Source organism: Micromonospora sp. NPDC005305 (assembly GCF_040607315.1).
Classification (GTDB): domain Bacteria; phylum Actinomycetota; class Actinomycetes; order Mycobacteriales; family Micromonosporaceae; genus Micromonospora.
In genome coordinates this window covers 410,646-437,055 of the sequence record NZ_JBEXGL010000003.1, presented here as the reverse complement: position 1 = coordinate 437,055, position 26,410 = coordinate 410,646, and the positions used below count along the sequence as shown (strand labels likewise).

Here is a 26,410-nt window from a genome sequence, read left to right as displayed (position 1 = left end):
GTCGATTCGGACCCCACGCCCGTCACCTCGATGGCAATGGCGTATGTCGATGGGAATGCGCGCATTCCGGCGTCCCGTGGCGGCCATTCCCGGCCGCCGTCGCTCGCACCTGGACGATCGGCGTCTTCGCAGCCGGGGCCACCCGGAGCGGCAGCCGGCGGATAGCATCGCGGTCGGCTGTGATGGCCTGCCACAGAGCGGGGAGGAATTGCGGGTGACGCTGCGACACCTCGACGGCCGGGTCTGGTTGTTCCCCGGCGATCCCGACCCGCTCGCGGTCCGCCCGACCGTGGCGGTGGTCGCCGACGAGCGCGGAAGTGTGATCGTCGACGCGGGCCAGAGCCCCGCCCACGCCCGCGAGGTCCGGGCCGCGCTGGCGTCGGCCGGGCTGCCGGCGCCGCGCTGGCTGGTCTACACCCACCACCACTGGGACCACGTCTGGGGCGCCTGCGCCTGGCCGGAGGTGGAGATCGTCGGGCACGAGTCGGCGGTGGCCCTGCTGCGCGCCGAGGCGTCCCGGCCGTGGAGCCACCGCTACCTGCGCGAGCAGGTCCGTGAGAACCCCCGCCTCGGGCACAGCTTCCGCGCCCGGGCCCTGGCGGTCGACTCCTGGGACGGCTTCGCCGTGCTCCCGCCCACCCGCACCTTCGCCGACGGGCTGACCCTGCCCACCGGCGTGGTGGTCCGGCACGTGGGCGGCCGGCACGCGCCGGACTCCGCGGTGGTGCGGGTGCCGGACTCCGGGGTGCTGCTGCTCGGCGACTGCTGGTACCCGCCGCCCGCGCACCTGCGAACGCCCGAGGACGGGCCCGACCTGGCCCTCGCGGCAAGCCTGCTCGACGACGACCTCGCCTGGTACGTCTCGGCCCACGAGGAACCGCTGCGGCTGGCCGAGGCGCGCGCCGCGCTGGCCGGCGGCTGAGCCGGGGTCAGCGGGCGCGCCGCTCCGGGTGGGCCCGGTTCCAGGCGCGCATCCGCTCCGGGTAGCCGGTGCGGCCGGCCTCGTAGAGCGGGACCGCGTGCTTCTGGGCGATCTTCCCGGCGGCCCGGGGCGTGCCGACGCGGCGGCGGATCCACTCACCGTCGTGGGCGACGGCCACCACGGTCGTGTCCGTGGCCGTGGTCTCCGGCTCCAGGTAGAACTCCACCCCGCGCCGGCTGGTCACGAACGCCTCCAGCGCGGTCAGGTCGTCCCGGTTCGCCTCCCGGTCGAGCTTCGTCGGGGTCGTCGGGTCGGCGGCCCGTCGGCTGAACCAGCCCATGCCCGCCTCCTCTCCTCGGCGTTCCATCCAGTGCAGCACCCGTACCTGGGAACGGGCTGCGAGCCGGGTGGGAGTCCGTTGAGCCGGTCGGCGGGCGGCTGTGGGCGGACTGCCGGTCAACGGGCCGGCGGGCGCAGGATCGGGACCAGGGCGAGGGTCGGCAGCAGGAGCAGCGGGACCAGGCCGAGGGCGTCAAGGATGCCCAGGTGGTCACCGAGGAAGCCGAGCAGCGGCGGGCCGGCGAGGAAGGCGGTGTAGCCGATCATGGCGACGACGCTGACCCGCGTCGGCGCCCGGTCCTCGTCGTCGGCGGCGGCGCTCATCCCGACCGGGAAGCCGAGCGACGCCCCGACGCCCCACAGCGCCACCCCGACCACGGCGAGCGGCCCGGAGCCGGCCAGCACGGCGCACGTGGCCCCGGTGACGGCCAGCGCGATCGTGCCGAACAGCACCGGCACCCGGCCCCACCGGTCGATCGCCACGGTGCCGGCGGTCCGGCCGAGGGTCATGCCGACCACGAACACCCCGAAGACGGCGGCGCCGGCCGCCTCGCTCACCCCGTACCCGTCGACGAACGCCACCGCCAGCCAGTCGTTCGCGCTGCCCTCGGTGAACGCCATCACCAGCACGAACAGGCCGATGAGCAGGGTGCGCGGCTCCCGCCAGGTGGCCAGCAGCGCGCGCCGGTGCGCGGCCGGCTCGACCGGGCCGGCCGGCTCGACCGGCGCGGGCAGGAAGGCCCGGACGCCCAGGAGGGTGCCGGCCAGGACCAGCACGGCGATCACGGGCAGGTGCCAGCCGACCGGCACGCCCAGCCGGGCCGCGCCGGCGCCCAGCCCGGCCCCGGCGACCGAGCCGAGGCTCCAGGCGGCGTGGAACCGGGGCATGATCGTCCGGCCGAGCCGCTTCTCCACGGCCGCGCCCTCGACGTTCATGGCCACGTCGCAGGTGCCGGAGCCGTACCCCACGGCGAAGAGCCCGACCACCACGCCGACCAGCGAGCCGCCCAGGCTGGCGGAGAGGCCGGCGACGGTCAGGCCGAGCGCGACCAGGACGGTCGAGGCCGCCACGGTGCGGGCCGGGCCGAGCCGCAGCGTGACCAGGCCGGCGGTGGACATGGCCACCAGCGCGCCGGCCGACATGGCCAGCAGCAGCAGGCCGAGCCGCCCGGCGCTGAGCCCCAGCGACTCGCGGATCGCGGGCACGCGGGCGAACCAGGTGGCCACCGCCAGCCCGTTGAGGGCGAACACGACCGCCACGCCGGTGCGGGCGGCCAGGACCGCCCGCGGGGTCGCGGCGCCGGCGTCGGCCGGCGCGTCGATGGTGCTGCTCACCGTGGTGTCGTCCTCTCCCGCAGGGTCGTCCGACGACCATCGCACACCTGAGAGCGCTACCACCACAAACGCTCCCACCCCTTACCCCGGCCGGCACCGACCGGGCATGATGCCGACAGAACGGCCAGCACGGGGAGGACCAGACATGGAGACGCCCACCACCCGCCCCGCGACCCTCGACGACGTGGCCCGCGCGGCCGGGGTGTCCCGAGCCACCGCGTCCCGGGTGCTCGGTGGCTACGGGTTCGCCTCGGTGGACGCCCGGGACCGGGTGGGTGCCGCCGCCGACCGGCTCGGCTACGTGCCGAACACCACGGCCCGCGCGCTGGTCCGGGGCGCCGGCGTACGCCTCGTCGTGGCGGTCTCCGGCACCGACGCCACAGTCCTGGACGACCCGTACGTGGACCGGCTGGTCAGCGCGGCGGCCCGGGTGTGCGCCCCGCACGGGGTGGGTGTGGCCCTGGAGTGGCTGCCGCTGGGCGCCCCGGCCGGGCTGCGCCGGCTCGGCGGCGACCGGAGCGTCTGCGGGGTGCTGCTGGTCAACACCACGGCGCCGGTGCTCGACGCGGTGCCCGCCGGGCTGCGCGGGCGGGTCGTCTCGATCGGCACGGGCTCGCCCGCCGTCCTCTCCTTCGACGTCGACAACGCCGCCGGCGCCGACGCCGTGCTGCGCCACCTGCACGCCGGCGGTCGCCGCCGGATCGCCATGGTCACCGGCCCGCGCTGGCTGAGCTGCGCCGAGCGGTCGGTGACCGCGTACCAGCGGCTGATGCGGGCGGCCGGGCTGCCGGTGCGGCTGGTCACCGGCGACTTCACGGCCGCGCGGGGCGGCCGGGCGGCGCTGGAGGCGCTGACCAGTTGGCCGGACACCGACGCGATCTACGCGGCCAGCGACGCCACGGCGCTGGGCGCGATCGCCGCGCTGCGCGGGCGCGGGATCGGGGTCCCGCACGACGTGGCGGTGGCCGGGTTCGACGACATCCCGTACGCGGCGGTGAGCAGCCCGGCGCTGACCACGGCCACCCACCCGGTGGCCCGGATCGCCACGGCTGCCGCGACGGCGGTCCTCGACGGCCGACCCGTGCCGCCGGTGACCGCGTTCCCCTCGACCCTGGTGGCGCGCGAGAGCGCCTGAGCGTCGGTGGTTGAGCGGCCGGCAGCCGGGTATCCGCCGCCCGACCCGACCGACGACAGGGGGGCGAGGTGACCGAACCCGCGCCGCCGCACCGGCAGCCCGACGAGGGATACCGGCACGGCCGGCTGACCGCCCGCCCCGCCACCGTGACCGCGCCCGGCCCGACGGGTCCGGCCGAGGTCCCCGACCCGGCCGGCGGGCCGCCCGCGCTGCGTCACGTGCCGGCCGGCGGGGCGGGACCGTACCGGCTGGTGCTGCTGCTGCACGGTGCGGGCGGCTCGGCCCGGCAGGGCCTCGACCTGCTGCTGCCGCTGGCCGACGCGCACCGGCTGCTGCTGCTCGCCCCGCAGGCGGTCGCCAGCACCTGGGACCTCATCGCCGAGGGGTACGGCCCGGACGTGGCCCGGATCGACGCGCTGCTGGCCGCGGCGCTCCGCGCGTACCCGGTGGCCGGGGTGACCGTGGGCGGCTTCTCCGACGGGGCCTCGTACGCCCTCTCCCTGGGCCTGACCAACGGCGACCTGGTCGACGCGGTGCTGGCCTTCTCTCCCGGCTTCGCCGCGCCGCTGGTCACCCACGGCAGGCCCCGGGTGTTCGTCTCGCACGGCACCGACGACCGGGTGCTGCCGGTCGACGTGTGCAGCCGGCGGCTGGTGCCCCGCCTGCACACGCTCGGCTACCCGGCCGAGTACGCCGAGTTCGCGGGCGGCCACGAGGTGCCGGCGGAGATCCGGCGGCGGGCGGTGGACTGGCTGGTGGGGTGAGCCGGGTCAGTGCCCCGGCCCGGTGACGGCCGCGTCGACCCGGGCGAGCACGGTGGCGTCGTCGTCGCCGCCGACGCCCCGCAGCAGGTCGATGGCGGTGGCCCTCACCTGTCCGATGATCATGGCGAGCGGCAGGGTCTCGCCGGGGGTGAAGAGCCGGCCGGCGGCCCGGACCGCCTCCAAGGCGGCGACCTCGACCCGCTCGGCGTGGGCGTCGGCGATGCCGTCCTGCCCGTTCAGGTCGGCGGCCAGCGCGTCGCCGGCCGAGCGCACCGCCTCGCCGAGGGTCCGCACGGCGCCGCCCAGCTCGGCGGGGACCGGCGCCGGGCCCCGGGTCAGGGTGACGGCGGCGCGGGCCAGCACCCGGACGTTGCGGACCGCGTAGTCGATCTGCCGGATGGAGCTCCCCACCGAGCGCAGCCGGCCCAGGTGCCGGCGGCGGCGCACGTTGAGCCGCAGCGCCTCGCCGGCGGCCCGCACCGCGCCGCGCAGGCGCTCCACCCCGGCGTCGGCGTGCCGGGCCCGCTCCAGCGCGGCCAGCGCCGCCGCGTCGTCGCCCCGGTCGAGCGCGTCGGCGATCTCGTCGAGCACCGCGGCCAGCTCGGCGAAGGTCTGCCGGAACTCGCCGACCAGTGGGGCGAGCGGCCGGCGGGCGTCGACGAGCTGGCTGGCCACCACGGCCACCGCGCCGCCGATCAGCGCGTCGACGAACCGGAACGGGACCAGCGACTCGGTCGGCGGGGAGACCACCACCAGGTAGAGCGCGGAGACGGCCGCCTGCACCACGGTGACCGAGCTGGCGCCGACGGCCACGGCCAGGGCGACGGTGAGCAGGATGACGGTGAGCACGGTCCAGGTCGTGCGGGGGCCGAGCGCCTGCACCACCAGGTCGGCGACGAGCACGCCGGCCGCGACACCGAGCACCACCTCGACGGCCCGGCGCATCCGCTGGCCGCGGGCCTGGCCGAGCACGATCAGCGCGGCGGCCGGGGCGAAGAACGGCTGCGTGTGGCCGACCAGCCGGGTGGCGAGGATCCACGCCACGGTGGCCGCCAGGGTGGTCTCCACCACCGGCAGCCAGCCGCGCCGCAACCGCCCGGCCGCCTCCCGGACGGCCGCTCCGGGTCGCGGCGTGGCGTCGGACGCGCCGAGCCGGAGCAGCCGGACCACCTTCCACCCCGCCATGGCCTGCCTTCCTGTCGCCCGCCCACCCATCCTGCGGCCTGGTCCGGCCGGTCGGCAGCGGTGCGCGCCACCGTGCGCCGGTGTCGGCGGTCACGGCCGGGGGCGGCCCGGCCGGGTCAGGCTCCGGTGAACGCCCTCAGCAGGGTACGCACCCGGCCCGCAGGTCCTCCCGGCTGGCGGGGGTGCCGGGCGGCGGCGCACTGAGCGCCCCGGCGCCTGCGCCACCCCGCGGCGGTCGCCCTGCGCGACGGGGTGCTCCGGCTGACCCCGGCGAGGGCGGCGCTGCGCGGCGCGGCCCGGTACGCCGACTGGCGCCCGCCGGCCTGAGAAATTGCGCGCGCACAATCCTCCAGAATATCGATCGCGCGCGTTCTCCGGGTCGGCCGAATGGGAGAGCGGGCCGGTAAGATCGGCGACAAGCGTGTGACTGATCGCTGACTGCGGCACGTGACGGCGATCACACACACTGTGTCCATGAATACGAGACTCGGCCGCAGCAGGGCATTCCGCCTCGCGGTGTGTCTCGCCCTGGTGGCGGCACTGAGCGGCTGCATGCAGCTCAACCTGGGGCTGACCGTGGACCCCGACGACACGGTCACCGGCCAACTCCTGGTCACCGCCGACAGGGCCTTGCTCGAAGGGCAGAACCCGGACGTCCATACCGCCTTCGTCGACATGCGACGGCAGCTGCCCACTCTTCCCGCCGGGAACGAGAGCCGCTACGAGGGCGCCAAGTTCTACGGCGTGCAGGTCACGTATCGGAAGAAGCCATTGTCACAGTTCACCAGCGACAGCGTGAAATTGATCCGCGTCGGCGACCGCTATCGCTTCTCATTTCCGCTGAGCCCGGAGAGTTACGCCGGAAAAATACCCGAACAAGATCTGGAAACGGTCCGGGCGTACATCAGGCTGATGTCGATCGAGATATCGGTGAGCTTCCCCGGTCGGGTGCTCAGCGCGAACGGCACGATCATCGGCCGCTCGGTCAGCTGGAAGCTCACCAGCAACCAGGTCAAGCCCGCCGAACTGGTCGCCGAGGCGGAGGCACCGCCACGACCCTCGGTCACCGGCGCGGAACCTGCCGCCGGCGGCGGGTTCCCCTGGCTGCTGGTCGTCGGCGGGGTGGTCGTGCTGCTGCTGGTCGCCGTGGTCGTCGCCCTCCTGCTCCGCCGCCCGCGCGCCCCGGTCGCCGCGGCCCCGGCCACTCCCACCCCCGCGCCCACTCCCCCGGCCGACCGGCCGGCCTGAACGGGCGCGGCGCCGCCACCCGGGCGGTACCCGGAACCGCACCAGCCGGGGCCGCCGCACCACCCACCCCGACCGCACCACCGCACCAACCGAAGAGGGGGATCGCCGTGAACGATCTCTTCACCTGGGCCGCCCTCGGCAGCCTCACGGGCGCGAGCGCCGCCACCCTGCTCGCCACCAACGTCATCGGCGGCCTCCTCGGCCCGAGCGGCGACAAGGCGCGCAAGTGGATCGCCCTGGGCTTCGCGCTCGTCCTGTCGTACCTGACCGCCGCCTTCGCCGAGGACGCGGGATCGGAAAAGTGGATCATCGCGTTCTTCAACGGGCTGGTCATCTTCTCCGCCGCCCTCGGCATCAACCAGCTGCCGCCCGGCAACCGGCAGGCGACGAACGCGTCGCCGACCCAGCTCGCGCAGGGCCGCGAGCCCCGCTACATCCGCTCCTGGGTCTGAGAGAGGTGACCCCATGGTCCTCGGCATCATCAGCGCCGCCGTCCACATCGTCCTGGGCGCCGCCCTCGGCGGGACGGCGGGCGGCACCATCGGTCTGCTGATCGGCGCGGTCGTCGGGCTGCTCGTCGGCGCGCCGTTCGGGTGGGCGGTCGCCTCCGCCGGCACCTACGGCCTCGACCCGAAGGGCATCTTCCTCTTCGTGGTCGACCACACCTGGAGCCTGCTCAACACCGTCGCCGGCGCGCTCTACCTGGCCCTGCACCTGGTCTTCGGGCACCAGCTCGACCGGGTGGTGTCGCAGGGCAGCGGGCGGGTCAACGTGGTCGAGGGCGTCTCGCCCCGCTACGCCACCACCATCGGCACCGTCTGCGCCGGCTCCAGCACCGGCATCCAGCGGCACGAGGACGTGCACATCCTCCAGGCGCGGCTGCTCGGCCCGCTCTACCTGCCGCTGGTCGCGCTCAACTACGTGCTGTTCACCATCGCCCCGGTGTGGCTGCTCTGGCACGACCACAGCAACGCGCCGATCAACCGCTTCACCCGCTACTTCGAGATCGGCGTCTACCCGCACGTCTGGAACGAGGCCATCGCGTACCGGATCCAGGGGACGCCGCCCCGATGACCGGCGCGATCGAGGCGGCCGTCGCGGACCTCGCGGCCTGGCTGACCGGGACGGCGGGTGACCCCGTCCCGGTCGGCCCGCCCCGCGACGACCCCGACGGCGGCCTCACCGTCTGGCCCCTGGAGCTGCGACCGGCCCGGCAGACCGCGGCCGGCGGCGGGACGCGCGAGCCGTACCGGTTCGTGGTCCGGCTGCTGGTCAGCGGCGGCGGGCCGGCGGCGCTGCCGGCGCTGGACCGGGTGCTGGCCGCCGCCACCGCGGCCGGCCAGCCCGAGGTGGTGCTGGCCGCCGGGGACCCGGCGCTCTGGCGGGCCCTCGGCGTGCCGCCCCGGCCCGCGCTGCTGCTCGACGTGCCGGCACGCATCGACCGGCCGGCGCCGTCCGCGCCGCCCGTGCGGCAGCCGCTGCGGCTGCGGCAGCTCGACATGCGCACCGTCGACGGCCGGGTGGTCGGGCCGGAACGCCAGCCGCTCGCCGCCATGCGGGTCGAGCTGGTCGGCACCGCCCAGGCCACCGAGACCGACGCGGCCGGCCGCTTCCGGCTGGTCGGCGTCCCCCACGACCCCGACGCCCCGGACCGGCCGGTGCGGATCCGGCTGATCGGCCGGGGCCGCACCCACACCGCCGAGCTGGACCCCGCCGACGGAGACCACGTCGTCGTCTGCACCCCCGACTGACTCCTCAAGGAGGACCGATGCCCACCTACTTCTCCCCCGGCATCTACGTCGAGGAGGTGCCCAGCGGAGCCCGCCCGATCGGCCCGGTCGGCACGAGCACCGCCGCCTTCGTGGGGCTCACGCCGAACCGCACCGCCCACGTCAACGAGGCCCTCGCCGTCAACAGCTGGTCGGAGTTCCTCCGGCTCTACGCCGACGGCGAGCACCTGGAGAGCACGCCCCTGGCCCGCGCGGTCTTCGGCTTCCTCGACAACGGCGGGACCCGCTGCTGGGTGGTCAACGTCGGCGAGGGCGGCCAGCTCACCGGCACCGGCGGGAAGCGCGGCGGCCTGCAACTGCTGGAGGCCATCGACGAGATCTCCATCCTGGCCGCGCCCGGCTACCACGACCCGGTCTCGCACGAGGCGCTCATCAGCACCGCCGAGCGGCTGCGCACCATGGTCGCCATCTGCGACCCGCCGCCCGACGTCGCCGACATCTCCCGGCTCACCCGCGTCGCCACGCCACCCAAGTCGTCCGGCAAACCCGCCGACGGTACGCCGAAGCCCGACGACGACCCGCCGGGCGGCGACCGGCCCCGGCAGTCCGACTACGCCACCTACTACTTCCCGTGGATCCGGGTCCGCGACCCGCTCAGCGGGGAGCTCGTCCTCACCCCGCCGAGCGGGCACGTGGCCGGCATCTGGGCCCGCACCGACGCCCTGCGCGGCGTGCACAAGGCGCCGGCCAACGAGCCGGTGCGCGGCGCGGTCGACCTGGCGTACCGGGTCACCCGCCCCGAGCACGACGTGCTCAACCCCAAGGGCGTCAACGTGATCCGCTTCTTCTCCGGCGAGGGCATCCGGCTCTGGGGCGCCCGCACGCTCGCCGCCGAGGCCAGCGAGTGGCGCTACCTGAACGTGCGGCGGCTCTCCATCGCCATCGAGTTGGCCATCGCGGGCGGCACCCGGTGGATGGTGTTCGAGCCGAACGACTACACCCTGTGGCGCTCGATCCGGCGGGACATCGGCGCGTTCCTCACCCGGGTGTGGCGGGACGGCGCGCTGCTCGGCCGCACGCCCGAGGAGGCGTTCTTCGTCAAGTGCGACGAGGAGACCAACCCGGCCGACGTGCGCGACGCCGGGATGGTGGTGGCGCACATCGGCATCGCGGTGGTCAAGCCCGCGGAGTTCGTGGTGTTCAAGCTGAGCCAGTGGGCCGGCGGCACCGAGACCGAGACGATCGGAGGCTGACATGCCCACCACGGCCACCCCGCAGCCGGGCGCGCCCGTCGACCCCTACCGCGCGTACCACTTCAAGCTGCTCATCAACGGCATCACCAACGGGCACTTCACCGAGGTCAGCGGCTTCGAGGTGGCCATACCGTCGCTGGCGTACCGGGAGGCCGGCAACGAGCGGATCCGGGCGGTCCCCGGCCAGGTCGAGTACGCCCCGGTCACCCTCCACTTCGGCCTCACCGCGTCGCGCGAGCTGTGGGACTGGGTGAACGCGGCGGCCAAGGGCACGGTGAGCCGGCGCAACGTCTCCGTGGTGCTGCTCGACCCGGCCGGCACCGCCGAGGTGCTGCGCTGGAACATGATCAACGCGTGGCCCACCCGGTGGCGGGGCGCGCATTTGAACACCCTGTCCCAGGAGATCGCCATCGAGGCGCTGACCCTGGCGTACGAGGGGCTGGAACTGGAGTCCGGCAGTGCCGCCGCCCCGACACCCGCGTGACCGGCTGGCCCGCCTGCTCCGGGCCACCGCCGACCGCCTCACCACCCCACCCGCCGCCCCACCTGCGCGCGCCCGGCCTCCCGAGGAGCCCACCCCGCGCCGCCCCGGCGAGCCCCCCGAGCACTGGCTCCGCCTGGTCGCCACCCACGCCCCCGGCCTCCTCCACGACCTCCCCACCACACCCCCTGTCCCCCCTGCTCCCCGTGTTGATCAAGAGGTTTGGGTCGGATCCGAGGCCTCCGCCGACGCAAACTTCTTGATCGACGAGGCGGGGGCGGGGGGACGCGGCGGGCGCCGTCAGGGCGGCGTGGAGGGGGGTGGCCTCGGGGTCGGGAACGGACGCGGGATCGGGCTGCCGCTGCGGCCGTCGGTTCCGGGCCCGGGCTGGTGGCCGGTACGGGCTGGTGGGACGGTCGGATTCGCTGGGGGGACGGTCGGCATGGCAGCGGGCGGCGTTTCCGGTCGCTTCCGCCCGCCGGTCGGTCCTCGCCGGCTCCGGGCGGTCTGGCCCGGCCTGCATGGTTGGCGCCGTCTGGCCCGGCGGGTCGGTTACCGGCGCTCCGACCCGCGTGATCTCGCCGATCCCGGCGGCTCGTTCCCGTACCCGCCCAGCGCGGAAGACGGGATCGCGGGGCGCGCACCGTCGGGCGGCGGCGCGGGCGGCGGATGGACGTCGGGCAGCGCGGAGGTTGCCCGCAGCCCGTTCGACCTTCGGTGGGAGTCGGCCGCGACCGGGGCCGCGCGCGGATCGGTCGCCGGGCTGCCGAAGGTTTCGTCGTCCGACGACACCCGCCCTGGTGAGAGGTCGGACGGCGCGGTCGTCCCGCCGTTCCGCCCGGCCGTGGGGGCGCCCTGGTCGCCCGGCGGGTCCGATGCGCCACCGGGATGGTTCCCCGGCGGGACGAGCCGCCCACCCGGCTCGCCGCCCGGCCCGACGAGCCGCCCACCGGGATCGCCGCCCGGCTGGACGAGCGGCCCACCGGGATCGTCGCTCGGCCCGACGGCCGGTCCAGCCGGGTCGTCGCTCGGCCGGTCCAGGGCCTCGTGGGAGTCCTCACCCCGAGTGCCCGGCCACGACCGGCGGGGGCGGGACACCGTCGCGGGCAGCGGGGCCGGACGGGCAATGGCCGGTCGCACCGTGCCGGTCCACCAGGCACCCGCCGCCGACCCAGCCGCGACCGCCGTCCCGCTCGCCGGCGCGGCCCCGGGTCGTGCGCGGCCCGGACCGCCGGCCGGCGCACCGGGATGGGACATCGCCCGGACGGCGACGGCCCGTGCCGACGACCTCCGGGTGCACCTGTTGTCGCTGAGACGACCACAAACGCACCCGGATCCGATGGCACCCGCGCGCCCGAACGGAGACGGCTGGGCGGGGCGGTCGACGCCCGATCGTCCGGACTGGACCGGGGCGGCTGCCGGACCGTGGCCGGCCCTGCCGGCGGAGGCCGGCGAGCAGGCCGGGAGCGGCGGCACCGGCGGCAGGACCGACGGCGCGACCCGCGACGGGGTCGATGGCGTGCCGCGGTGGGACCCGTGGCCCGCGCTGCCCGACGACCGGGAGCTGTGGGCGCCCACCGTCACGGCAGGGGACGCCGACCGGCTGGCCCGGCTCGACCGGGAACAGGCGGGTGACTGATGGAGCGCGTCGCCTTCCTCGTGGACGAGTCCGGCACCCGGGTGGACTGCCTGCTCAACCCGGAGACCGTGCAGGTGACCCGGCTGGCCGGCGTACGCCCCCGGGGCGCACCGGACGGCCAGCTAACCGGGGCCGGCCTCGCCGACGACCCGCTCGTCTTCACCGGCGGCGGGCGGACCGAGCTGGTGCTGGACCTGCTGTTCGACACCGACTTCGTGGAGTCCCCGGCACGCCCCGAGGACGTCCGCGCGCTCACCCGCCCACTGTGGATGCTGGCCGAGAACTCCGCGACCGAGCACGGCTGGCTGCGGCCCCCGCTGGTCCGGCTGGTCTGGGGCAAGACCTGGAACGTGCCCGGCGTCATCGTGGCCATCGCGGAACGCTTCGACGCGTTCACCCTCACCGGCACCCCGCGCCGCTCCTGGCTGCGGCTCAAGCTGGTCCGGGTGGCCGAGACCGCCGAGGCGGCCCAGGCGGGCTTCGAGGAGGAGCTGGCCGCGGCGAGCACACCGACCGTGCCGCCCGGGTCGGCCGTGGTCGCCGCCGCCGATGGGGCGGCCGAGCCGGGCTGGTCCGGGGTCCGCTTCGACCTGCTCGCCCACGACGCGCTCGGCTCACCCCTGCGCTGGCGGCTGCTCGCCGAGCACAACCGGATCAGCGACCCGCTGACCGTTCCCGCGGGCACCGCCCTGGCCGTGCCTGCCACCGCCACCGCGCCGCCGCCCGCCGACAGCAGCGCCGGGACGGGAGGTGCGCCGTGACCCGAGCCGCCACCGCGCCGACCGCCGACGTCCGCACCGGGACGGGAGGTGCGCCGTGACCCGAGCCGCCGCCGTCACGATCGACGGGACCCCGCTGGCCGACCCCCGCCGGCTGCGCGGCGTGCGGGTCGCCGCCCGCCTCAACCAGCCGACCCAGTGCGAGCTCACCCTGGCCACCGCGCCGGGCGCCGCCGCCCTCGACCCCCCGGTACGCCCCGGCGCCGCCCTCGACCTGCGCCTGGACGGCCAGCCCGACGCCCTGTTCACCGGCGAGGTGACCGGCGTCGAGGTGGAGTACGCCGGCGACGGCGCGGCGCTGCTGCGGGTCCGGGCGTACGACCCGCTGCACCGGCTGCGCAAGCGGCAGGAGCTGCGGGTGTTCGAGTCGGTGACCGCCGCCGAGCTGGCCGGGGCGCTCTGCGCCGACCTGGGGCTCAGCGTCGACGCCGACGAGGACGGGCCGCGCCTGGACCGGCTGCTCCAGCACCGGCACACCGACCTGGAGCTGCTGCGCGAGGTGGCCGGCCGGGCCGGCCTGCACCTGACCGTGGAGGGTGACCGGCTGCGCCTGCTGACCCTGGACGGTTACGGCGATCCGGTCCCGCTGACCCTCGGCGCGAATGTGCACGCGCTGCGGATCGCGGAGAACCTGGACCGGGCCGGCGGCGGGTGCGCCGCGCTGGGCTGGCACCCGCAGCGCGCCGAGCCGTTGCGGCAGGAGGCCGGTGAGGCCCGGTCCGGCCGGCGCATCCCGCTGCGCCCGGACCCGGGCGGGGTGGGCGCGGACGGGGTGCGCACGGCCGTCGACCAGCCCGGCCGCAGCGACGACGAGCTGGCCGCCCTGGCCCAGGCCGGGCTGGACGCCCGGGTCGCGGCGCTGGTCACGGCCGACGGCACGGCCGAGGGCGACCCGGCGCTGCGCCCCGGCCGGCGGATCGCCCTGGCCGGCGTCCCCGAGCCGGTCGCCGGCGTGTACGTGCTCACCGAGGTGGTGCACACGCTCGACGGGAACGGGCACCTGACCCGCTTCTCGACCGTCCCGCCCGGGCCGCCGCCGGCCGCCGCCCCCGTGGCGGCGACGGTCACCCTCGGCACGGTCACCGACGTGGACGACCCGGAGAGGCTGGGCCGGGCCCGGGTGACCCTGCCGGCATACGGGGACCTGGACGCCGGCTGGCTCGCGGTGGTCTGCCCGGGCGCGGGGCGGGGCAAGGGCATCGTGGCGCTGCCCGACCCGGAGGACACCGTGCTCGTGGCGCTGCCCGGCGGCGAGCCCGCGTCGGGCGTGGTGCTCGGCTCGCTGTTCGGCGCGGTCGAGCCGTACGACGCGGGGATCGTGTCCGGGCGCTCCCGGCGGTGGTCGATGCGGACCGGCACCGGGCAGTCGATCGTCATCGACGACGACGGGCGCACCCTGCGCCTGGCCACCGACGGCGGCAGCTTCGTCGAGCTGCGCCCCGAGCTGACCACCGTGCACGCGGCCGGCGACCTGGTGCTCTCGGCGCCGGGCCGGGCCATGGTGGTGCGCGCCCGCACCGTCGACTTCCTGCGCGCGGAGGCGGCCGAGGACGCCGAGACCGCCGCCGCCCAGGCCCGTACCCTCGCCCGCGCCCACGGAGGTGGCTGATGCGCTGGATCCACCGCGACTCGCTGATCACCTGCGACCACGACGGGCGGGTGGCCAACCGCCCCTCGCAGCGGTGGGTGACGGTGCGGGGCGTGCCGGTGCTGGTCGAGGCCGACCCGGAGGGGCGGGACATCACGGCCTGCCCCAACTATGGCCCGACCATCAAGCCCTGCGCGAAGACGCTGAAGGTGACGGTCGGCTACAGCGCCTGGTTGCGGGTGGACGGCCACCGTGTGGTGCTGTCGCACCTGGACGGGCTGACCGACGGCACCCCGCCCGGGCTGGTCCACCACACCGTCCGCGACCCGCGGCAGACGTTCCTGGGGGCGGACGCATGAGGGCCTTCCGGTTCGTCGGCGCCGGCTTCGACGCGGGTCGCACCGGCGGTCTCGCGCTGACCGCCGCCGGCGGCCTGGCCATGACCGAGGGCGACGAGACGGTACGCCAGGCGCTGTTCCTCCTGCTGTCCACCACGCCGGGCGAGCGGCTGATGCGCCCCGGGTACGGGTCCCGGCTGCACCGGCTCGTCTTCGCACCCAACGACGACACCACGGCGGGGCTGGCCATCCACTACGTGCGGCAGGCGATCCGGCGCTGGGAGCCCCGGGTCGAGGTGCTCGACGTGGACGCCGGGCCCGACCCGGACGACCCGTGGCGGCTGGTGATCCGGCTCGACTACCGGGTGCGGGCCAGCCTCTCCCCCGGCCAGCTGGTCTTCTCCGTCGACCTGCTGCCCGTCGACGACGAGCCCGGCGAGGAGGGTCCCGCATGACGCTGCCCGTGCCGCACCTGGACGATCGCGCCTTCCTCGACCTGGTCACCGAGGCGCGGGAACGGATCCGCCGGTCCTGCCCGGACTGGACGGACCTCTCCGCGCACGACCCGGGGATGGCGCTGCTGGAGGCGTTCGCCTACCTCACCGAGGTGATGATCTACCGGCTGAACCAGTTGCCGGAGAAGGCGTACGTGTCCTTCCTCAACCTGCTCGGGGTGACCCGGCACCCGCCGGCCGCCGCCTGGGCGGACGTCCGTTTCACCCGGACCGGCGCGGACCGCGGCGCGGTCCGCGTCCCGGCCGGCACCCGGGTCGCCGCCGCCCGCGGCGCCGACCCGCGGCCGGTCGTCTTCGTGACCACCGAGCCGGCCGTGCTGCCCGCGGGCGAGACCGGGGTGACGGTACGCGTGCACCACTGCGAGCCGGTCGAGGCCGAGCTGCTGGGCACCGGCACCGGGCAGGCCGGTCAGGTGTTCCGGGCGGCCCGGGCGCCGCTGGCCCGGACCACCGAGGCGCTGGACCTGCTGCTCGGCGTGGAGGTGCCCACCGGGTCGGTGGAGCTGGGCGCGGCCGCCCGGGAGCACGAGGGCCGCACGTACGAGATCTGGCGTCCGGTGGACAGCTTCGCCGGCGTCGGCCCGCAGGCCAAGGTCTACCTGGTCGACCGCGCCTCCGGCGTGGTCACCTTCGCCCCCGCGCTGGACCTGCGGCCGGCGGACGGGGCCGGGCCGGGTGTCGAGGGGGCGCCCGGCCCGGTGGCGGCGGTGCCGCCGGCCGGGCGGCAGGTCCGGCTCTGGTACCGGTGCGGCGGCGGGCCGGCCGGCAACGTGGCGGCCGGGACGCTGACCAGCCTGCGAGACCCGCTGCCCGGGCTGAGGGTGGACAACCCGGCGCCGGCCGCCGGCGGGCGGGACCTGGAGTCGATGGAGTCGGCCCTGGCGCGCGGCCCGTACGAGTTCTTCGCCCAGCAGCGCGCGGTGACCGCCCGGGACTACGAGATCCTGGCCGCCGGTTCCGGCGCGGTGGCCCGGGCCCGGGCGTTCACCCGGGCGGCGGTCTACAGCTTCGCCCGCCCAGGCGAGGTCGAGGTGGTGCTGGTGCCGTACGTGCCGGAGCAGGCCCGCCCGGGCGGCCGGCTGCCGGTGGCGGTGCTGCGGGAGCACGAGGTCGAGGAGGCCCGCCGCCGCGTGGAGGCCGACCTGGAGCGGCGCCGCGCGCTCGGCACGGCGGTGCGGGCCGGCTGGGCGCGGTACAAGGCGGTCTCCGTCCGGGCCCGGGTGGTGGTCCGCCGGGAGGAGGACGTGGACGCGGTGCGGCGGCGCATCCACGACCGGCTGCACCAGACGCTCAGCCCGCTGCCCACCCCGCTCAACCCGGCCGGCTGGGCGTTCGGCGAGCCGCTGCGGGCCTCCAACGTGTACCGGATGCTGGAGCACGCCGAGCCGGGCGTGCGCTACGTCGAGTCGGTCCGGTTCGTGGTCGACGAGGCGCCGGACGCGCAGGTGCGGACCGTGGCCGTCGACCAGTACCAGCCGGGCACGTGGTACGCCGGGCGCGGCCCGGTGCTGTTCCGCTCCACCGACGCGGGCGCCGGTTGGGAGCCGGCCGGCCGGTTCGACGGCGAGAGCGTGGTCCGGGTGGTGCCCGCGCCCGCCCCGGCCCGCCCCGGCGTGGTGCCCCGCGCCGGTTCGGTGGCCGTGGTGACCGCGCGGGACGCGGGCGGCTCCCGGGTCCGGCTGAGCACCGACCTGGGCGAGACCTGGACGCTGCTGACCGACCTGGACTCCGGGGTGCGGGACCTGGCCTGGATCGACCGGGACGGCGCCGGGGCGCTGCTGCTGGCCACCGACGCGGGCCTGTACGAGGTGTCCCTGCTGCCCGGCGCGGTGCCGTTGCAGATCCTGGTCGACCCGGCCGACGCCGACCGCGGCTTCTACGCGGTCCGGTCGTTCGTCTCCGAGCGCGGCGCGCCGGGTGTGGCGGTGGCCGCGCAGGCCGGCTTCGGCGTCTACCTGTCCACCGCGGCGGGCCGCCCCGGCACCTTCGCGCACGTCGGCCTGGCCAACGTGGACAACCGGGTGCTCGCCGTGCAGTACGACGGCCCGGCCACCCTGCTGTGGAGCGGCGCGGGCGAGCCGGACCCGAAGAAGCCCGGGCAGGGCTGCCACCGCACCCGCCTGTTCGAGTCCGACGTGAAGTGGCAGTCGGTGGCGAGCGGCTGGATCGGCGGCACCTGCCGGGACCTGGCGTTCAGCGGCACCCTGGCGCTGGCCGCCACGCAGAGCGGCGGAGTGGTCCGGCTGGACACCCTGGCCGCGCAGCCGCAGTGGCAGCCCGTGTCGGTGAACTGCGGGCTGCCGTTGCGCGACCGGACCCGGTTCGTCCCGGTCGACGCGATCGCCGCCATCGCACCCGCGGGCGGGGGTGGGGCCGCCCGGCTGGTCCTGGCCGGCGGCGAGCGCGGCGTGTACCGCAGCGGGGACGCGGAGGACTGGACGGCCAGCGCCAACCAGGCCACCGCCGACGTGGTCACCGTTCCCGGCACCTGGCTGCTCTGCTCCGGAGAGCACGACATCGAGGTGGTGCGGCAGGATGCGCCGAGCGGCGATTGAGCGGCTGCTGCCGGCCGCGTACCAGCGGGCCGCCGGCCCGGGCAGCGTGCTGGGCGCGCTGCTGGACGTCATGGAGGCGCTGCACGCCCCCGACGAGGCGGTGCTCGCCGACGTGGACGCGCTGTTCGCGCCGTACCGAACGCCGGACGGGTTCGTGGCGTACCTGACCCGGTGGGTGGCCATGGACCACGTGGTCGCCGCGCCCCGGGCGGACGCGCCGCTGCCGCTGCCGGTGGGTCGGCTGCGGGACCTGGTCGCGCACGGCGCGCTGCTGGCCCGGTGGCGGGGCACCCCGTACGGGATGCGCACGGCGCTGGAACTGGCCACCGGGGTGACCGGGTTCCTGCTGGAGGAGCCGGCCGACCGGCCGTTCCACGTGGTGGTCCGGGTGCCGCCGGCCGCCGCCGACCGGCTCGCCCTGGTCACCCGCATCGTCGAGGCCGAGAAGCCGGCCGCGGTCACCGTCGAGGTCACCACCGACCCGCCCCCCGGACCCGCCGACCCGGCCCCGCCCACGCCCGACGCCGACGGACCGGAGCCGCCCGGCCCCGACCCGGAGCCGCCCACGCCCGACGCCGACGGGCCGGAGTCGCCAGCCGCCGACGCCGACGCCCACGGACCGGAGGGTGCGGCCACCGGGGTGGCGTCGGTCCCCGCGGTCGGCCGGGCCCGCGTGCCGTCCCCCGCACCCCACGAGCAGCCGTCAGAGGAGCCGCCATGACCACCGAATGGGCCGTCGTCGCCGCCGCCGAGCAGTTCACCCTGGACCCCCGCAACTGCGGCGAGCTGACCTTCACCGTCTCCAACCCGGGCGAGGCGCCGGACACCGTGGTCTTCGACGTCGCGCCCGGCGAGGGCAGCCAGCGCGGCTGGTTCACCGTGGCCGAGCCGCAGCGGGTGGTGCCCGGGCAGGGCTCGGTGTCGTTCCTGGTCCGGCTCGCCGTGCCGCCCGGCACCCCGCCCCGGCGCTACGACATGACCGGGTTCGCGTACTCGGCGAACACCGCGCCCGAGGAGAGTTCCCGGTCCAGCGGCCGGGTGACGTACGACGTGCGGGCGGTCGTACCCCCGAAGCGCGCGCCGTGGCCGTGGCTGGCCGCCGCGGCGGCGCTGGTGCTCGTGGTGGCCGGCGTGGTGGTCTGGCTGGTGACCCGCGGTGGGGACCCGCCGCCCCCGCCGCGGGCCCTGGTGGTGACCGTCGAGGCGGAGACCCTGGTCTCCGGGGCGGCGGTGCAGTCGACCACGGCGGCGGCCGCGCGGGTGGAGGCCCAGCCGAACTGCTGCGAAGTGGTCTGGTCCGGCGACGCCCAGCTCTTCTTCCAGGGCCGGGCCGTGGGCGACCGGGTGACCGTCTCGGTGGACCTGCCCGCCGACGGCACCTGGCGCCTGTCCACCGTGCGCACCACCTCGTTCGACTACGCGAACACCATCTGGCTGGTGGACGGCCGGCAGGTCGGCGACACCTTCTTCGGCTTCACCCCGACGGTGGTGCGCACCGACTTCGTGGACGTGGGCACCGTGGAACTGACCCGGGGCCCGCACAAGCTGACCCTGGTGGCGGTGAGCCGGACGCAGGGCACCGACCGGTACTTCGCCGGGGTCGACCAGATCCGGTTCACCCAGCTCCTCCAGCCGTGAGCGGGCGGCAGAAGGTGCTGCTGGCGGCCCTCGCCGGGCTGCTCGTGGTGCTCTACGTGGTGGCGGTGGGTGGTGGCCGGCACGACCGGGGCGACCCGGCCGCCGGGCCCGGCTGGCTGGCCCGGTTCGGCGGGGACGCCGGCACGGTGGACCCGGCGACGGTGACCGTGGCGTGCGTGCCGCCGGCCGCCGACCCGAGCCCGTCCGCCGAGGGCGTGGTGGTCGGCTTCGGCATCGCCTGCCGGCTGCGGGTGGCCGACCCGGGCGGCCTGCGCAGCCTGGTGCTGCGCAGCGGGGCGCCGTTCGTGGTGAGCGCCCCGGCGCCGGGCGACGCCGACGTCACGGTGACCGACGAGGTGACGCCCGGCGACGACGGCACGGCGGTGGCGAAGGTGGCGGTGGACGGGGAGACCGAGGTCGCCCTGCGATGCCCGGGAGGTGGCGGATGCGTGGTCACCGTCGCCCGGTCCTGACCGGACGCGGGCCGGGCCGGCCGGCACCGGCCGGTGGGGAGGCGTGCCATGGGTGACCTGCGCAAACCGTTCCTGCTGCTGGCGCTGCTCGCCATCGCGCTGGTCGTGGGGCTGGAGCTGGGCGCGGCGGCGCTCACCGGCGGCGGGGACGCCGGCGGCGCGCTGCGGGACAGCGCCGGGCAGCTCGGCGTCGACCTGGGTGAGGTCGGCACGGTGACGGAGCCGTCCGGCCGGGGCACCGGCCACCTGGCGCTCATCGACGTGGTGGCGCTGTGGACCACCGGGCTGTTCAGCCTGAGCCTCGTGGTGCCGGACCGGATCCAGGGCCGGGTGCAGGGCGTGGCCACCCTCGTCTTCTCGATCCTGCTGCTGCTCGCGTCGCTGGTCCTGCTGATCGTCGCGTTCGTCGAGCTGACCGTGATGGTGTCGCTGTTCCTGGCCGCGCCGTTCGGCACGCTGGCGTACCTGGCGGTGTGGGGGTTCTTCCCGGTCGGCGACGCGGCCGTGCTGCTCGGCCTGGTGCTGCTGCTCAAGCTGGTCTGGGCGGCGCTGCTGCTGCTCGCCCAGCCGCGCTTCCTGCAGAACAAGGGCCTCGTGCTGCTGGCGCTGACCACCCTGCTGTGCACGGTGGTGCTGGAGTTCCTGCACCAGCTCGTGCCGGGGATCCTGGTCAGCATCACCGACGACCTGGGCGCCGTGGTGTTCGCCGTGGTCGCGCTGATCTGGGGGCTGGTCCTGCTGATCGGTTCGATCCCCGCCATCGTCAAGGCCGTCCGCACGACCGCGACCACCTCCCGCCCCACCGCGCGCGCCCGGTGAGCGCCGCCTCCGCCGATCGGGGCACGCCTTTCCCGGCGGCGCTGCGGTAGCCTCTCGGCCACCGGGTGTGCGAGGGGGTGCGCATGGCGACGTTGGCCGATGTCGCCCGCCGGGCGGGCGTCTCCCCCGCGACCGCGTCGCGGGTCATCAACGGCAGCAGCAAGCCGGTCGCCGACGAGCTGCGCGCGCGGGTGCTGAAGGCGGTGGCCGAGCTGCGGTACGTGCCGAACGCGCACGCCCAGTTGCTGGCCCGGCCGCAGCGCAGCGTGGTCGGCGTGCTGGTGCACGACGTCTCCGACCCGTACTTCGCCGAGGTGACCCGGGGGCTGCAACGGGTCGCCACCGAGCGGGGGCGGCTCGTCATCATCTGCAACAGCTACCGCGACCCGGAGCGGGAGGTGGAGTACGTGGACCTGCTCCGCGCCCAGCAGGTCGCCGCCATCGTGCTGGCCGGCTCCGGCTACCACGACCCCACGGTCAACACCCTGCTCGACGAGCGGCTCGCCGCGTACGCGGCGACCGGCGGGCGGGTCGCGGTGATCGGCCGGCACCGGCACCGGGGCGACGCCGTGCTGCCGGCCAACGAGGAGGGCGGCCGCCTGCTCGGCGCGGAGCTGCGCCGGCTCGGCCACCGGTCGGTCGGCGTGCTGGCCGGCCCGCGCGTCCTCACCACGACGAGCGACCGGCTCGCCGGGCTGGCCGCCGGCCTGGGCGAGGCGCTGCCGGAGGCGCGGATCCGGTACGCGGACTTCACCCGCGACGGCGGGTCCCGGGCCGCGGCCGAGCTGCTGGACGCCGCGCCCGGGCTGACCGCGATCGTGGCCATGAACGACTCGATGGCCGTCGGCGCGCTCAACCTGCTGCGCGCCCGCGGCGTGCGGGTGCCGGCGGAGGTCTCGGTGGTCGGCTTCGACGACATGCCGATCGCCGCCGACGTGACTCCGGCGCTGACCACGATCCGGCTGCCGCTGGCCGAGCTGGGCGCCCGGGCCATGACCCTGGCGCTGGACGCGCCCGGCGGCCGCGACCGGGTGGAGACCCTCCCCGCCGAGCTGGTCCACCGGGACAGCCTCGGCCCCACCCCGGCCTGACCGGCTCAGCCCTGACCGGCGGCGAGGGCCGCGAGGCGGGGGATCTGCCGCGGGTCGGACAGCGCCGACCCGACCGCCACCACCCGCGCCCCGGCGGCCAGGAAGTCGCCCGCGTTGTCGGCGTCGATGCCGCCGGTGGCCACGAACCGCGCCTCGGGCAGCGGCCCGGCGACGGCCCGGAACCAGGCCGGCCCGAGGCTCACCGCGGGGAACGCCTTCAACCAGACCAGGCCGTGGTCGAGCGCCCGCAGCGCCTCGGTGGGGGTGGCCACCCCGGCCAGGTGCGGGATGCCGTAGCTGACCGCCGCGTCGGCGATCGCGAGGTCCAGCCCGGGGGCCACGGTGAACGCGGCCCCCGCGCCGGCGGCCTGCCGGACCTGGGCGGGGGTGCGGACCGCGCCGGCGCCGACCAGGCGGTCCCGCCGCCGGCCGGCCGCCACGGCGGCGCGCAGCGCGAGGACCGCGTCGGGGGTGCGGATCGGCACCTCGACGACATCGATGTCGAGGTCCCAGGCCCGCTCGGCGAGCCGGGCGGTCTCGTCGGGCGGCAGGTCGCGCAGGATCACCATGACCCGCGCGGGCCCGAAGATCGGCTCGAAGTCGTGCCCGCTCATCGTCCGCTCCCTCCACCGTGGCCGCCCGCATTCTGCACCCTTCCGGCATGATCGGGCGCCCGCGACGGTGGAGCGGCGGGGTCCGGCGGCACGAGAGCGGCCCGACGGCACCCTCCTCGACTGCGCCGACCTGGCCGACCCCGGGTACACGCTGGACGGCTACCTGGCCGCGTACGACCCGGCGGTGTGGGGGCGGGTCGACCCGAGCCGCTACGGCATCGCCACCACCTGCGGGGCCGGGGTGCTCGTCGAGGGCAACTCCTTCGAGAACCTGACCGACCCGACGCACGTCGGCGAGGGCTCCTCGCCGACGGGCAACCTGGTCGAACGGAGCAACCTCTACGTCAACTCCGGGGCGCCGCAGACCGCCGGCAGCGTGGCCGCCATCCCGTACGCGTACACGCTCGACGCGGCGAGCACCGTGAAGGCCACGGTGACCGCGGGGGCCGGCACCGGGAAGATCAGCGGCTGATCGCGCGGGCTGGCGTTCCCTGCACTGAGTGCGCCGGCCCGGTCCGGCGGTCAGCGGGGCCCGGCGGTGCCCGCCCGTTCGCGGCGGGCGGCCCGCCGGGCCCGGACCAGCCGCACCGCCACCACGAGCACCACCACGGCGAGCAGCGCCTTGCCGCCCCAGCCCAGCCGCCGTTCCAGGAGCCGGAACGACGCTCCGGCCAGGTAGCCGAGCAGCGCCACGGTCACCGCCCACAGCGCGCCGCCGGCCAGGTTCGCCACGGTGAACGCGCGGTGCGGGATGCCGCTCATCCCGGCCAGCCCGGGCACCAGGGCGCGCAGCGCCGCCGCCCACCGGCCGAGCACCACCGCGGCGGCGCCTCGGCGGCGGACCAGCGCCAGCGCCCGCGACAGCTCCCCCGAGCGGACGAACCGCTGCGGCACCCGGGCCAGCAGCCGCCGCCCGTAGCGGCGGCCCACGAGGTACCCGATCTGGTCGCCGACGGCCGCACCGGCGACCGCCGCGAGGATCACCGCCCAGAGCGGCAGCCGTCCCTCGTGGGCGAGCACCCCGCCGACCAGTACGGCGATCTCCCCCGGCACGACCAGCCCGAGGAAGGTCGACGCCTCCAGCGCCGGCAGCAGGAACACCAGCGCCAGCACGAGCGCGGGCGGCAGCGCCACCAGCAGGTCCAGCACCCGGTCCACCCGCCGATTGTGACCCGCGGCGGGGCGGCGCCGCGCCGGCTCCGGGCGCTCCCGGACACGCGGTCGGATGAACCGCCGGGTCGAGGAATACCGGCGGGCCCTTCCGGGGACAATGACGGACAGGACGGGACGGTGACGGCGAGCGCCCAGGCCCGGGACGTGCGCGGGACGGGGGGCCGGACGTGGAGGGTGGGACAGCCGCCGGGCTGGTGCCGGGCGACGACCCGGCCGGGACGGCCCCGGTGTTCACCGTCGACCTGCCCGCCGACCCGGCGCGGCTCGCCCCCACCCGGGAGCGGCTGCGGGGCTGGCTGCACGCCCACGGGGTGAGCGACTGGGACGTCGAGACGGCGCTGATCGCCACGGGCGAGGCGTGCGCCAACGCCATCGAACACGGCTACCGCTTCACGCCCGAGGGGATCACCACGCTCCGCGCCGAGCTGCGCGACGACCACCTCGTGATCGAGGTACGCGACCACGGCGGCTGGCGGGCCGACGCCGGCGGGGACGACGCCGACCGGGGCCGGGGACGGATGATCATGACTCGGGTGATGGACGAGGTCAGCATCCTCGGCACCGCGGAGGGCACCACGGTCCGTCTCGTCAAGCGGCTGACCGGGACCTGACCCGGTCACCGTCGGGAGGCCGACCAGGGGCCACGCTTCCTAGCGAAGATCAGCTATAAGGGACGCATGGAGTTCCCGGCCTACCTGGCGACCATGCCGATGCACGCGATCACCGAGATCCACGGCGAGCCGGGCCTGCTGGCCCGCTTCCGGCTGGAGGTCGAGGCGTTCGACGAGCCCGCTCGGGAGCGGCTCACCGCCGCCCTCGACCTCGCCGCCGAGCTGCACCGGGAGGACCGGCGGGTGCGCGAGCCGTACCTGAACCACCTGCTCCGGGTGGCGATCCGGATGATGCACCACTACCAGGTGCGGGACGTGGACGTGATCGTCGCGGGCCTGCTGCACGACGCCGTGGAGGACCACCCGGCGGAGCTGGCGAGCCTGGACGCTCGACAACTCCAGCTCGGCGCGTCCGACGCCCCGCAGCGGCCCGGAGCCGCCGTCGGCGATCCCACGCCGGCGGCGCTGGCCGCCCTGGCCGCGCGGTTCGGCCCGCGGGTCGCCCGGCTCGTCGGCGCGGTGACCAACCCGGCGTACGACCCGGGGCGCGACCGGCACGTCCAGTACCGGGAGCACGTGGCGGCGAGCCTCGACCGGGAGCCCTGGGCGCGGGTGATCAAGGTGTCGGACTTCACCGACAACGGGGTGGGCGTGATCCACACGGTCGGGCCGAAGGTGGCCCGCTCGGCGGCGAAGTACCGGCCCCTGGTGCCGGTCTTCCGCGACCTCATCGCCCGGCCGGACACGCCGCTGTCCCTGCCGGTGAAGCGGCACATCTTCGCCCAGCTGGACCTGGCCGAGGAACGGTTCAGCGCGATCCTCGACCAGCCGAACTGACCGTCGCCCCGGCCTCGCGCCGCGGCGGCCAGCTCGGCTGGGTGGCGGCATCCCGGGGCGACGGACCCCGCCAGAGCGGCGAGGTGGCGGCATCCCGGGGCGACGGACCCCGCCAGACCGGCGAGGTGGCGGCATCCCGGGGCGATGGACCCCGCCGGACCGGCGAGGTGGCGGCACCTCGCGTCGATGGACCCCCGGCGGACCGGCGAAGTGGCGTGGGGCTCCCTCGTCCGAGTGAGCCCGTCAGTCGGCGTCGGTGGGTGGGGCGCCGACCCGGCCGCCCAGCGCGGCGGCGATCCGGGTCCGCAGCGCGGCCAGCCGGTCCGGGTGATCGCGCAGCACGACGCGCAGCGAGTGGTGGCCGCCGGCCGCGACCGCGCCGAGCACGTCGAGGAGGGTGCCGAGGTGGGCCGGCGGCTCGTCGGCGAGCAGGTCTGCCGCGTCCCGGACGACAAGGGTCAGTGGGCCGGCGTCGAGCCGGTCGGCCAGCGCGTCGGCGAGCGCGTCCCAGTTGCGCCCGAACCAGGCGGGCAGGGGTAGCGCCCCGGCCAGCGCCTCGTGCAGGCCCGCCCGGGTCCGGGCGTCCGCCCCGGCCAGGGTCACGCCGGTCGCCTCGGCCTCCGGTCCGGCGTCGAACGCGAGCCAGGCCGGCGGCTGCGGGGACGCTGCGCCCATCGGTTGATCCTTTCCGGTCGGCGCGGGCCGGGCTCGCCGGCCCGACCCGCTCCGACGTCGTTCAGAGCCGGTAGAAGTTGGCGTAGTGGTCGGGCGAGAACCAGGTGGCCCCGGTGCTCTTGTTGACCACGATCCGGTACGCGTCCCGCGCGGCATTGCAGGCGCGCGGGTAGACGTCGTACTCGTGGTAGGTGGCGTTGGTGGGCAGCTGACCCTCGTAGTTGTAGAACCGGCCGCCCGCGAAGTTGCACTGGCCGCCGCTCCAGGAGTACCAGCCGCGGCTGGTCGGGAAGCTCTTCGCGGACCAGCCGGAGCGCGCGGTGCGGGCGTCCGCGCAGCGGGTCATCGTGCAGGAGTTGTACACGGCGGCCTGCGCCGGCTCGGCGAGCCGGGTGGAGGCCGCCGGCGGGCCGACGAGCGCGGCGGCGACCAGGGCGGTGAGCAGGGCGCACGCGCCGAGCGCCCGGCGTACGCGGGCGCCGGTGGTGCGGAGCGGGGTCGCGAGAGTGGTCAAGGGGTCCTCCCTGAACTGGGACTATATCGATCGGTGTCGTTGTCCGATCGCGCCCAGTCTGGCGGTGATCCTTCCCGACGTACAGGCCCCGCGCGGCGACCGTGCCCCGAATGTCGGGTGAACGCTGGATGATCGGCCACGGCCGGGCGACCCCGAGGA

30 protein-coding genes are annotated in these 26,410 nt (G+C 76.3%); 23 read left to right on the top strand and 7 right to left on the bottom strand.

The window, feature by feature from the left end; all coding sequences use genetic code 11:
• Nucleotides 1-214: 214 nt before the first annotated feature.
• Nucleotides 215-922: an MBL fold metallo-hydrolase gene (locus ABZS80_RS08065; protein WP_355055043.1), complete on the top strand. Its 708-nt coding sequence runs from the start codon at nucleotides 215-217 to the stop codon at nucleotides 920-922.
• 7 nt (nucleotides 923-929) lie between these two features.
• Here ABZS80_RS08065 and ABZS80_RS08060 read toward each other — a convergent pair whose 3' ends face one another.
• Together ABZS80_RS08060 and ABZS80_RS08055 are read right to left on the bottom strand one after the other, a co-directional pair.
• Nucleotides 930-1,262: a hypothetical protein gene (locus ABZS80_RS08060; RefSeq protein ID WP_355055042.1), complete on the bottom strand. Its 333-nt coding sequence runs from the start codon at nucleotides 1,260-1,262 to the stop codon at nucleotides 930-932.
• Between the two features lie 116 nt (nucleotides 1,263-1,378).
• Nucleotides 1,379-2,596, bottom strand: coding sequence for an MFS transporter (locus tag ABZS80_RS08055; RefSeq protein WP_355055041.1), 1,218 nt, complete (start codon nucleotides 2,594-2,596; stop codon nucleotides 1,379-1,381).
• A 145-nt stretch (nucleotides 2,597-2,741) separates the two neighbouring features.
• Between ABZS80_RS08055 and ABZS80_RS08050 the strand changes: the two genes are divergently transcribed.
• Entirely contained in the window at nucleotides 2,742-3,731 is a 990-nt protein-coding gene (locus ABZS80_RS08050) for a LacI family DNA-binding transcriptional regulator (RefSeq protein WP_355055040.1), read from the top strand.
• A gap of 68 nt (nucleotides 3,732-3,799) precedes the next feature.
• The gene (locus tag ABZS80_RS08045) at nucleotides 3,800-4,495 is read left to right on the top strand and encodes a phospholipase (RefSeq protein ID WP_355055039.1); all 696 of its coding nucleotides are present in this window, start codon (nucleotides 3,800-3,802) and stop codon (nucleotides 4,493-4,495) included.
• Between the two features lie 6 nt (nucleotides 4,496-4,501).
• Here the strand turns inward: ABZS80_RS08045 and ABZS80_RS08040 are convergent, their stop codons facing one another.
• Nucleotides 4,502-5,680: an FUSC family protein gene (locus ABZS80_RS08040; RefSeq protein ID WP_355055038.1), complete on the bottom strand. Its 1,179-nt coding sequence runs from the start codon at nucleotides 5,678-5,680 to the stop codon at nucleotides 4,502-4,504.
• A gap of 474 nt (nucleotides 5,681-6,154) precedes the next feature.
• On the opposite strand from ABZS80_RS08040, the gene ABZS80_RS08035 reads away from it, so the two are divergent.
• From ABZS80_RS08035 to ABZS80_RS07955, 17 genes are all read left to right on the top strand, one after another.
• Entirely contained in the window at nucleotides 6,155-6,928 is a 774-nt protein-coding gene (locus ABZS80_RS08035; RefSeq protein WP_355055037.1) for a DUF3153 domain-containing protein, read from the top strand.
• Between the two features lie 107 nt (nucleotides 6,929-7,035).
• Nucleotides 7,036-7,380 carry a hypothetical protein gene (locus ABZS80_RS08030; RefSeq protein WP_355055036.1) on the top strand — a complete coding sequence of 115 codons (345 nt, stop codon included), beginning with the start codon at nucleotides 7,036-7,038 and terminating at the stop codon, nucleotides 7,378-7,380.
• Between the two features lie 13 nt (nucleotides 7,381-7,393).
• The gene (locus tag ABZS80_RS08025; protein ID WP_355055035.1) at nucleotides 7,394-8,002 is read left to right on the top strand and encodes a glycine zipper family protein; all 609 of its coding nucleotides are present in this window, start codon (nucleotides 7,394-7,396) and stop codon (nucleotides 8,000-8,002) included.
• Nucleotides 7,999-8,679, top strand: coding sequence for a carboxypeptidase-like regulatory domain-containing protein (locus ABZS80_RS08020; RefSeq protein WP_355055034.1), 681 nt, complete (start codon nucleotides 7,999-8,001; stop codon nucleotides 8,677-8,679). Before ABZS80_RS08025 ends, ABZS80_RS08020 begins: the two co-directional genes overlap by 4 nt.
• A gap of 17 nt (nucleotides 8,680-8,696) precedes the next feature.
• The gene (locus ABZS80_RS08015; protein ID WP_355055033.1) at nucleotides 8,697-9,911 is read left to right on the top strand and encodes a phage tail sheath subtilisin-like domain-containing protein; all 1,215 of its coding nucleotides are present in this window, start codon (nucleotides 8,697-8,699) and stop codon (nucleotides 9,909-9,911) included.
• Between the two features lies 1 nt (nucleotide 9,912).
• Nucleotides 9,913-10,395 (top strand): phage tail protein, encoded by a 483-nt coding sequence (locus ABZS80_RS08010; RefSeq protein ID WP_151465722.1) that lies wholly within the window; start codon nucleotides 9,913-9,915, stop codon nucleotides 10,393-10,395.
• A gap of 1,336 nt (nucleotides 10,396-11,731) precedes the next feature.
• Nucleotides 11,732-12,031 carry a hypothetical protein gene (locus ABZS80_RS08005; protein ID WP_355055032.1) on the top strand — a complete coding sequence of 100 codons (300 nt, stop codon included), beginning with the start codon at nucleotides 11,732-11,734 and terminating at the stop codon, nucleotides 12,029-12,031.
• Complete coding sequence (locus ABZS80_RS08000; RefSeq protein WP_355055031.1) at nucleotides 12,031-12,792, top strand: hypothetical protein; 762 nt, start codon at nucleotides 12,031-12,033, stop codon at nucleotides 12,790-12,792. The genes ABZS80_RS08005 and ABZS80_RS08000 overlap by 1 nt, the downstream gene beginning before the upstream one ends.
• A gap of 55 nt (nucleotides 12,793-12,847) precedes the next feature.
• Nucleotides 12,848-14,419 carry a phage baseplate assembly protein V gene (locus tag ABZS80_RS07995; RefSeq protein WP_355055030.1) on the top strand — a complete coding sequence of 524 codons (1,572 nt, stop codon included), beginning with the start codon at nucleotides 12,848-12,850 and terminating at the stop codon, nucleotides 14,417-14,419.
• Nucleotides 14,419-14,757, top strand: coding sequence for a hypothetical protein (locus tag ABZS80_RS07990; RefSeq protein WP_262285643.1), 339 nt, complete (start codon nucleotides 14,419-14,421; stop codon nucleotides 14,755-14,757). Before ABZS80_RS07995 ends, ABZS80_RS07990 begins: the two co-directional genes overlap by 1 nt.
• Nucleotides 14,754-15,191 (top strand): GPW/gp25 family protein, encoded by a 438-nt coding sequence (locus ABZS80_RS07985; RefSeq protein ID WP_151465564.1) that lies wholly within the window; start codon nucleotides 14,754-14,756, stop codon nucleotides 15,189-15,191. Before ABZS80_RS07990 ends, ABZS80_RS07985 begins: the two co-directional genes overlap by 4 nt.
• The gene (locus tag ABZS80_RS07980) at nucleotides 15,188-17,806 is read left to right on the top strand and encodes a putative baseplate assembly protein (protein ID WP_355055029.1); all 2,619 of its coding nucleotides are present in this window, start codon (nucleotides 15,188-15,190) and stop codon (nucleotides 17,804-17,806) included. Before ABZS80_RS07985 ends, ABZS80_RS07980 begins: the two co-directional genes overlap by 4 nt.
• Nucleotides 17,787-18,527, top strand: a complete 741-nt coding sequence (locus tag ABZS80_RS07975; protein ID WP_355055028.1) for a phage tail protein — start codon at nucleotides 17,787-17,789, stop codon at nucleotides 18,525-18,527. The genes ABZS80_RS07980 and ABZS80_RS07975 overlap by 20 nt, the downstream gene beginning before the upstream one ends.
• Complete coding sequence (locus ABZS80_RS07970; protein ID WP_355055027.1) at nucleotides 18,524-19,444, top strand: hypothetical protein; 921 nt, start codon at nucleotides 18,524-18,526, stop codon at nucleotides 19,442-19,444. The genes ABZS80_RS07975 and ABZS80_RS07970 overlap by 4 nt, the downstream gene beginning before the upstream one ends.
• Nucleotides 19,441-19,917 carry a hypothetical protein gene (locus tag ABZS80_RS07965; protein ID WP_355055026.1) on the top strand — a complete coding sequence of 159 codons (477 nt, stop codon included), beginning with the start codon at nucleotides 19,441-19,443 and terminating at the stop codon, nucleotides 19,915-19,917. Before ABZS80_RS07970 ends, ABZS80_RS07965 begins: the two co-directional genes overlap by 4 nt.
• Before the next feature lie 48 nt (nucleotides 19,918-19,965).
• Complete coding sequence (locus ABZS80_RS07960; RefSeq protein WP_355055025.1) at nucleotides 19,966-20,736, top strand: hypothetical protein; 771 nt, start codon at nucleotides 19,966-19,968, stop codon at nucleotides 20,734-20,736.
• An 83-nt stretch (nucleotides 20,737-20,819) separates the two neighbouring features.
• Complete coding sequence (locus ABZS80_RS07955) at nucleotides 20,820-21,827, top strand: LacI family DNA-binding transcriptional regulator (RefSeq protein WP_355055024.1); 1,008 nt, start codon at nucleotides 20,820-20,822, stop codon at nucleotides 21,825-21,827.
• A 5-nt stretch (nucleotides 21,828-21,832) separates the two neighbouring features.
• On the opposite strand, the gene ABZS80_RS07950 is transcribed toward ABZS80_RS07955, so the two are convergent.
• On the bottom strand, nucleotides 21,833-22,441 hold the full coding sequence (locus tag ABZS80_RS07950; RefSeq protein WP_355055023.1) for a bifunctional 4-hydroxy-2-oxoglutarate aldolase/2-dehydro-3-deoxy-phosphogluconate aldolase: 609 nt from the start codon (nucleotides 22,439-22,441) through the stop codon (nucleotides 21,833-21,835).
• A gap of 67 nt (nucleotides 22,442-22,508) precedes the next feature.
• On the opposite strand from ABZS80_RS07950, the gene ABZS80_RS07945 reads away from it, so the two are divergent.
• Entirely contained in the window at nucleotides 22,509-22,913 is a 405-nt protein-coding gene (locus ABZS80_RS07945; protein WP_355055022.1) for a hypothetical protein, read from the top strand.
• 50 nt (nucleotides 22,914-22,963) lie between these two features.
• Here the strand turns inward: ABZS80_RS07945 and ABZS80_RS07940 are convergent, their stop codons facing one another.
• Nucleotides 22,964-23,599 carry a DedA family protein gene (locus tag ABZS80_RS07940; protein ID WP_355055021.1) on the bottom strand — a complete coding sequence of 212 codons (636 nt, stop codon included), beginning with the start codon at nucleotides 23,597-23,599 and terminating at the stop codon, nucleotides 22,964-22,966.
• Nucleotides 23,600-23,781: 182 nt separating this feature from the next.
• Between ABZS80_RS07940 and ABZS80_RS07935 the strand changes: the two genes are divergently transcribed.
• Nucleotides 23,782-24,225, top strand: coding sequence for an ATP-binding protein (locus ABZS80_RS07935; protein WP_355055020.1), 444 nt, complete (start codon nucleotides 23,782-23,784; stop codon nucleotides 24,223-24,225).
• A gap of 66 nt (nucleotides 24,226-24,291) precedes the next feature.
• Nucleotides 24,292-25,062, top strand: coding sequence for an HD domain-containing protein (locus ABZS80_RS07930; protein ID WP_355055019.1), 771 nt, complete (start codon nucleotides 24,292-24,294; stop codon nucleotides 25,060-25,062).
• 243 nt (nucleotides 25,063-25,305) lie between these two features.
• Here the strand turns inward: ABZS80_RS07930 and ABZS80_RS07925 are convergent, their stop codons facing one another.
• Nucleotides 25,306-25,737: a barstar family protein gene (locus ABZS80_RS07925; RefSeq protein WP_355055018.1), complete on the bottom strand. Its 432-nt coding sequence runs from the start codon at nucleotides 25,735-25,737 to the stop codon at nucleotides 25,306-25,308.
• A 61-nt stretch (nucleotides 25,738-25,798) separates the two neighbouring features.
• A complete protein-coding gene (locus ABZS80_RS07920; protein WP_355055017.1) occupies nucleotides 25,799-26,251 on the bottom strand; it encodes a ribonuclease domain-containing protein in 453 nt (150 codons plus the stop codon).
• Nucleotides 26,252-26,410: the final 159 nt, after the last annotated feature.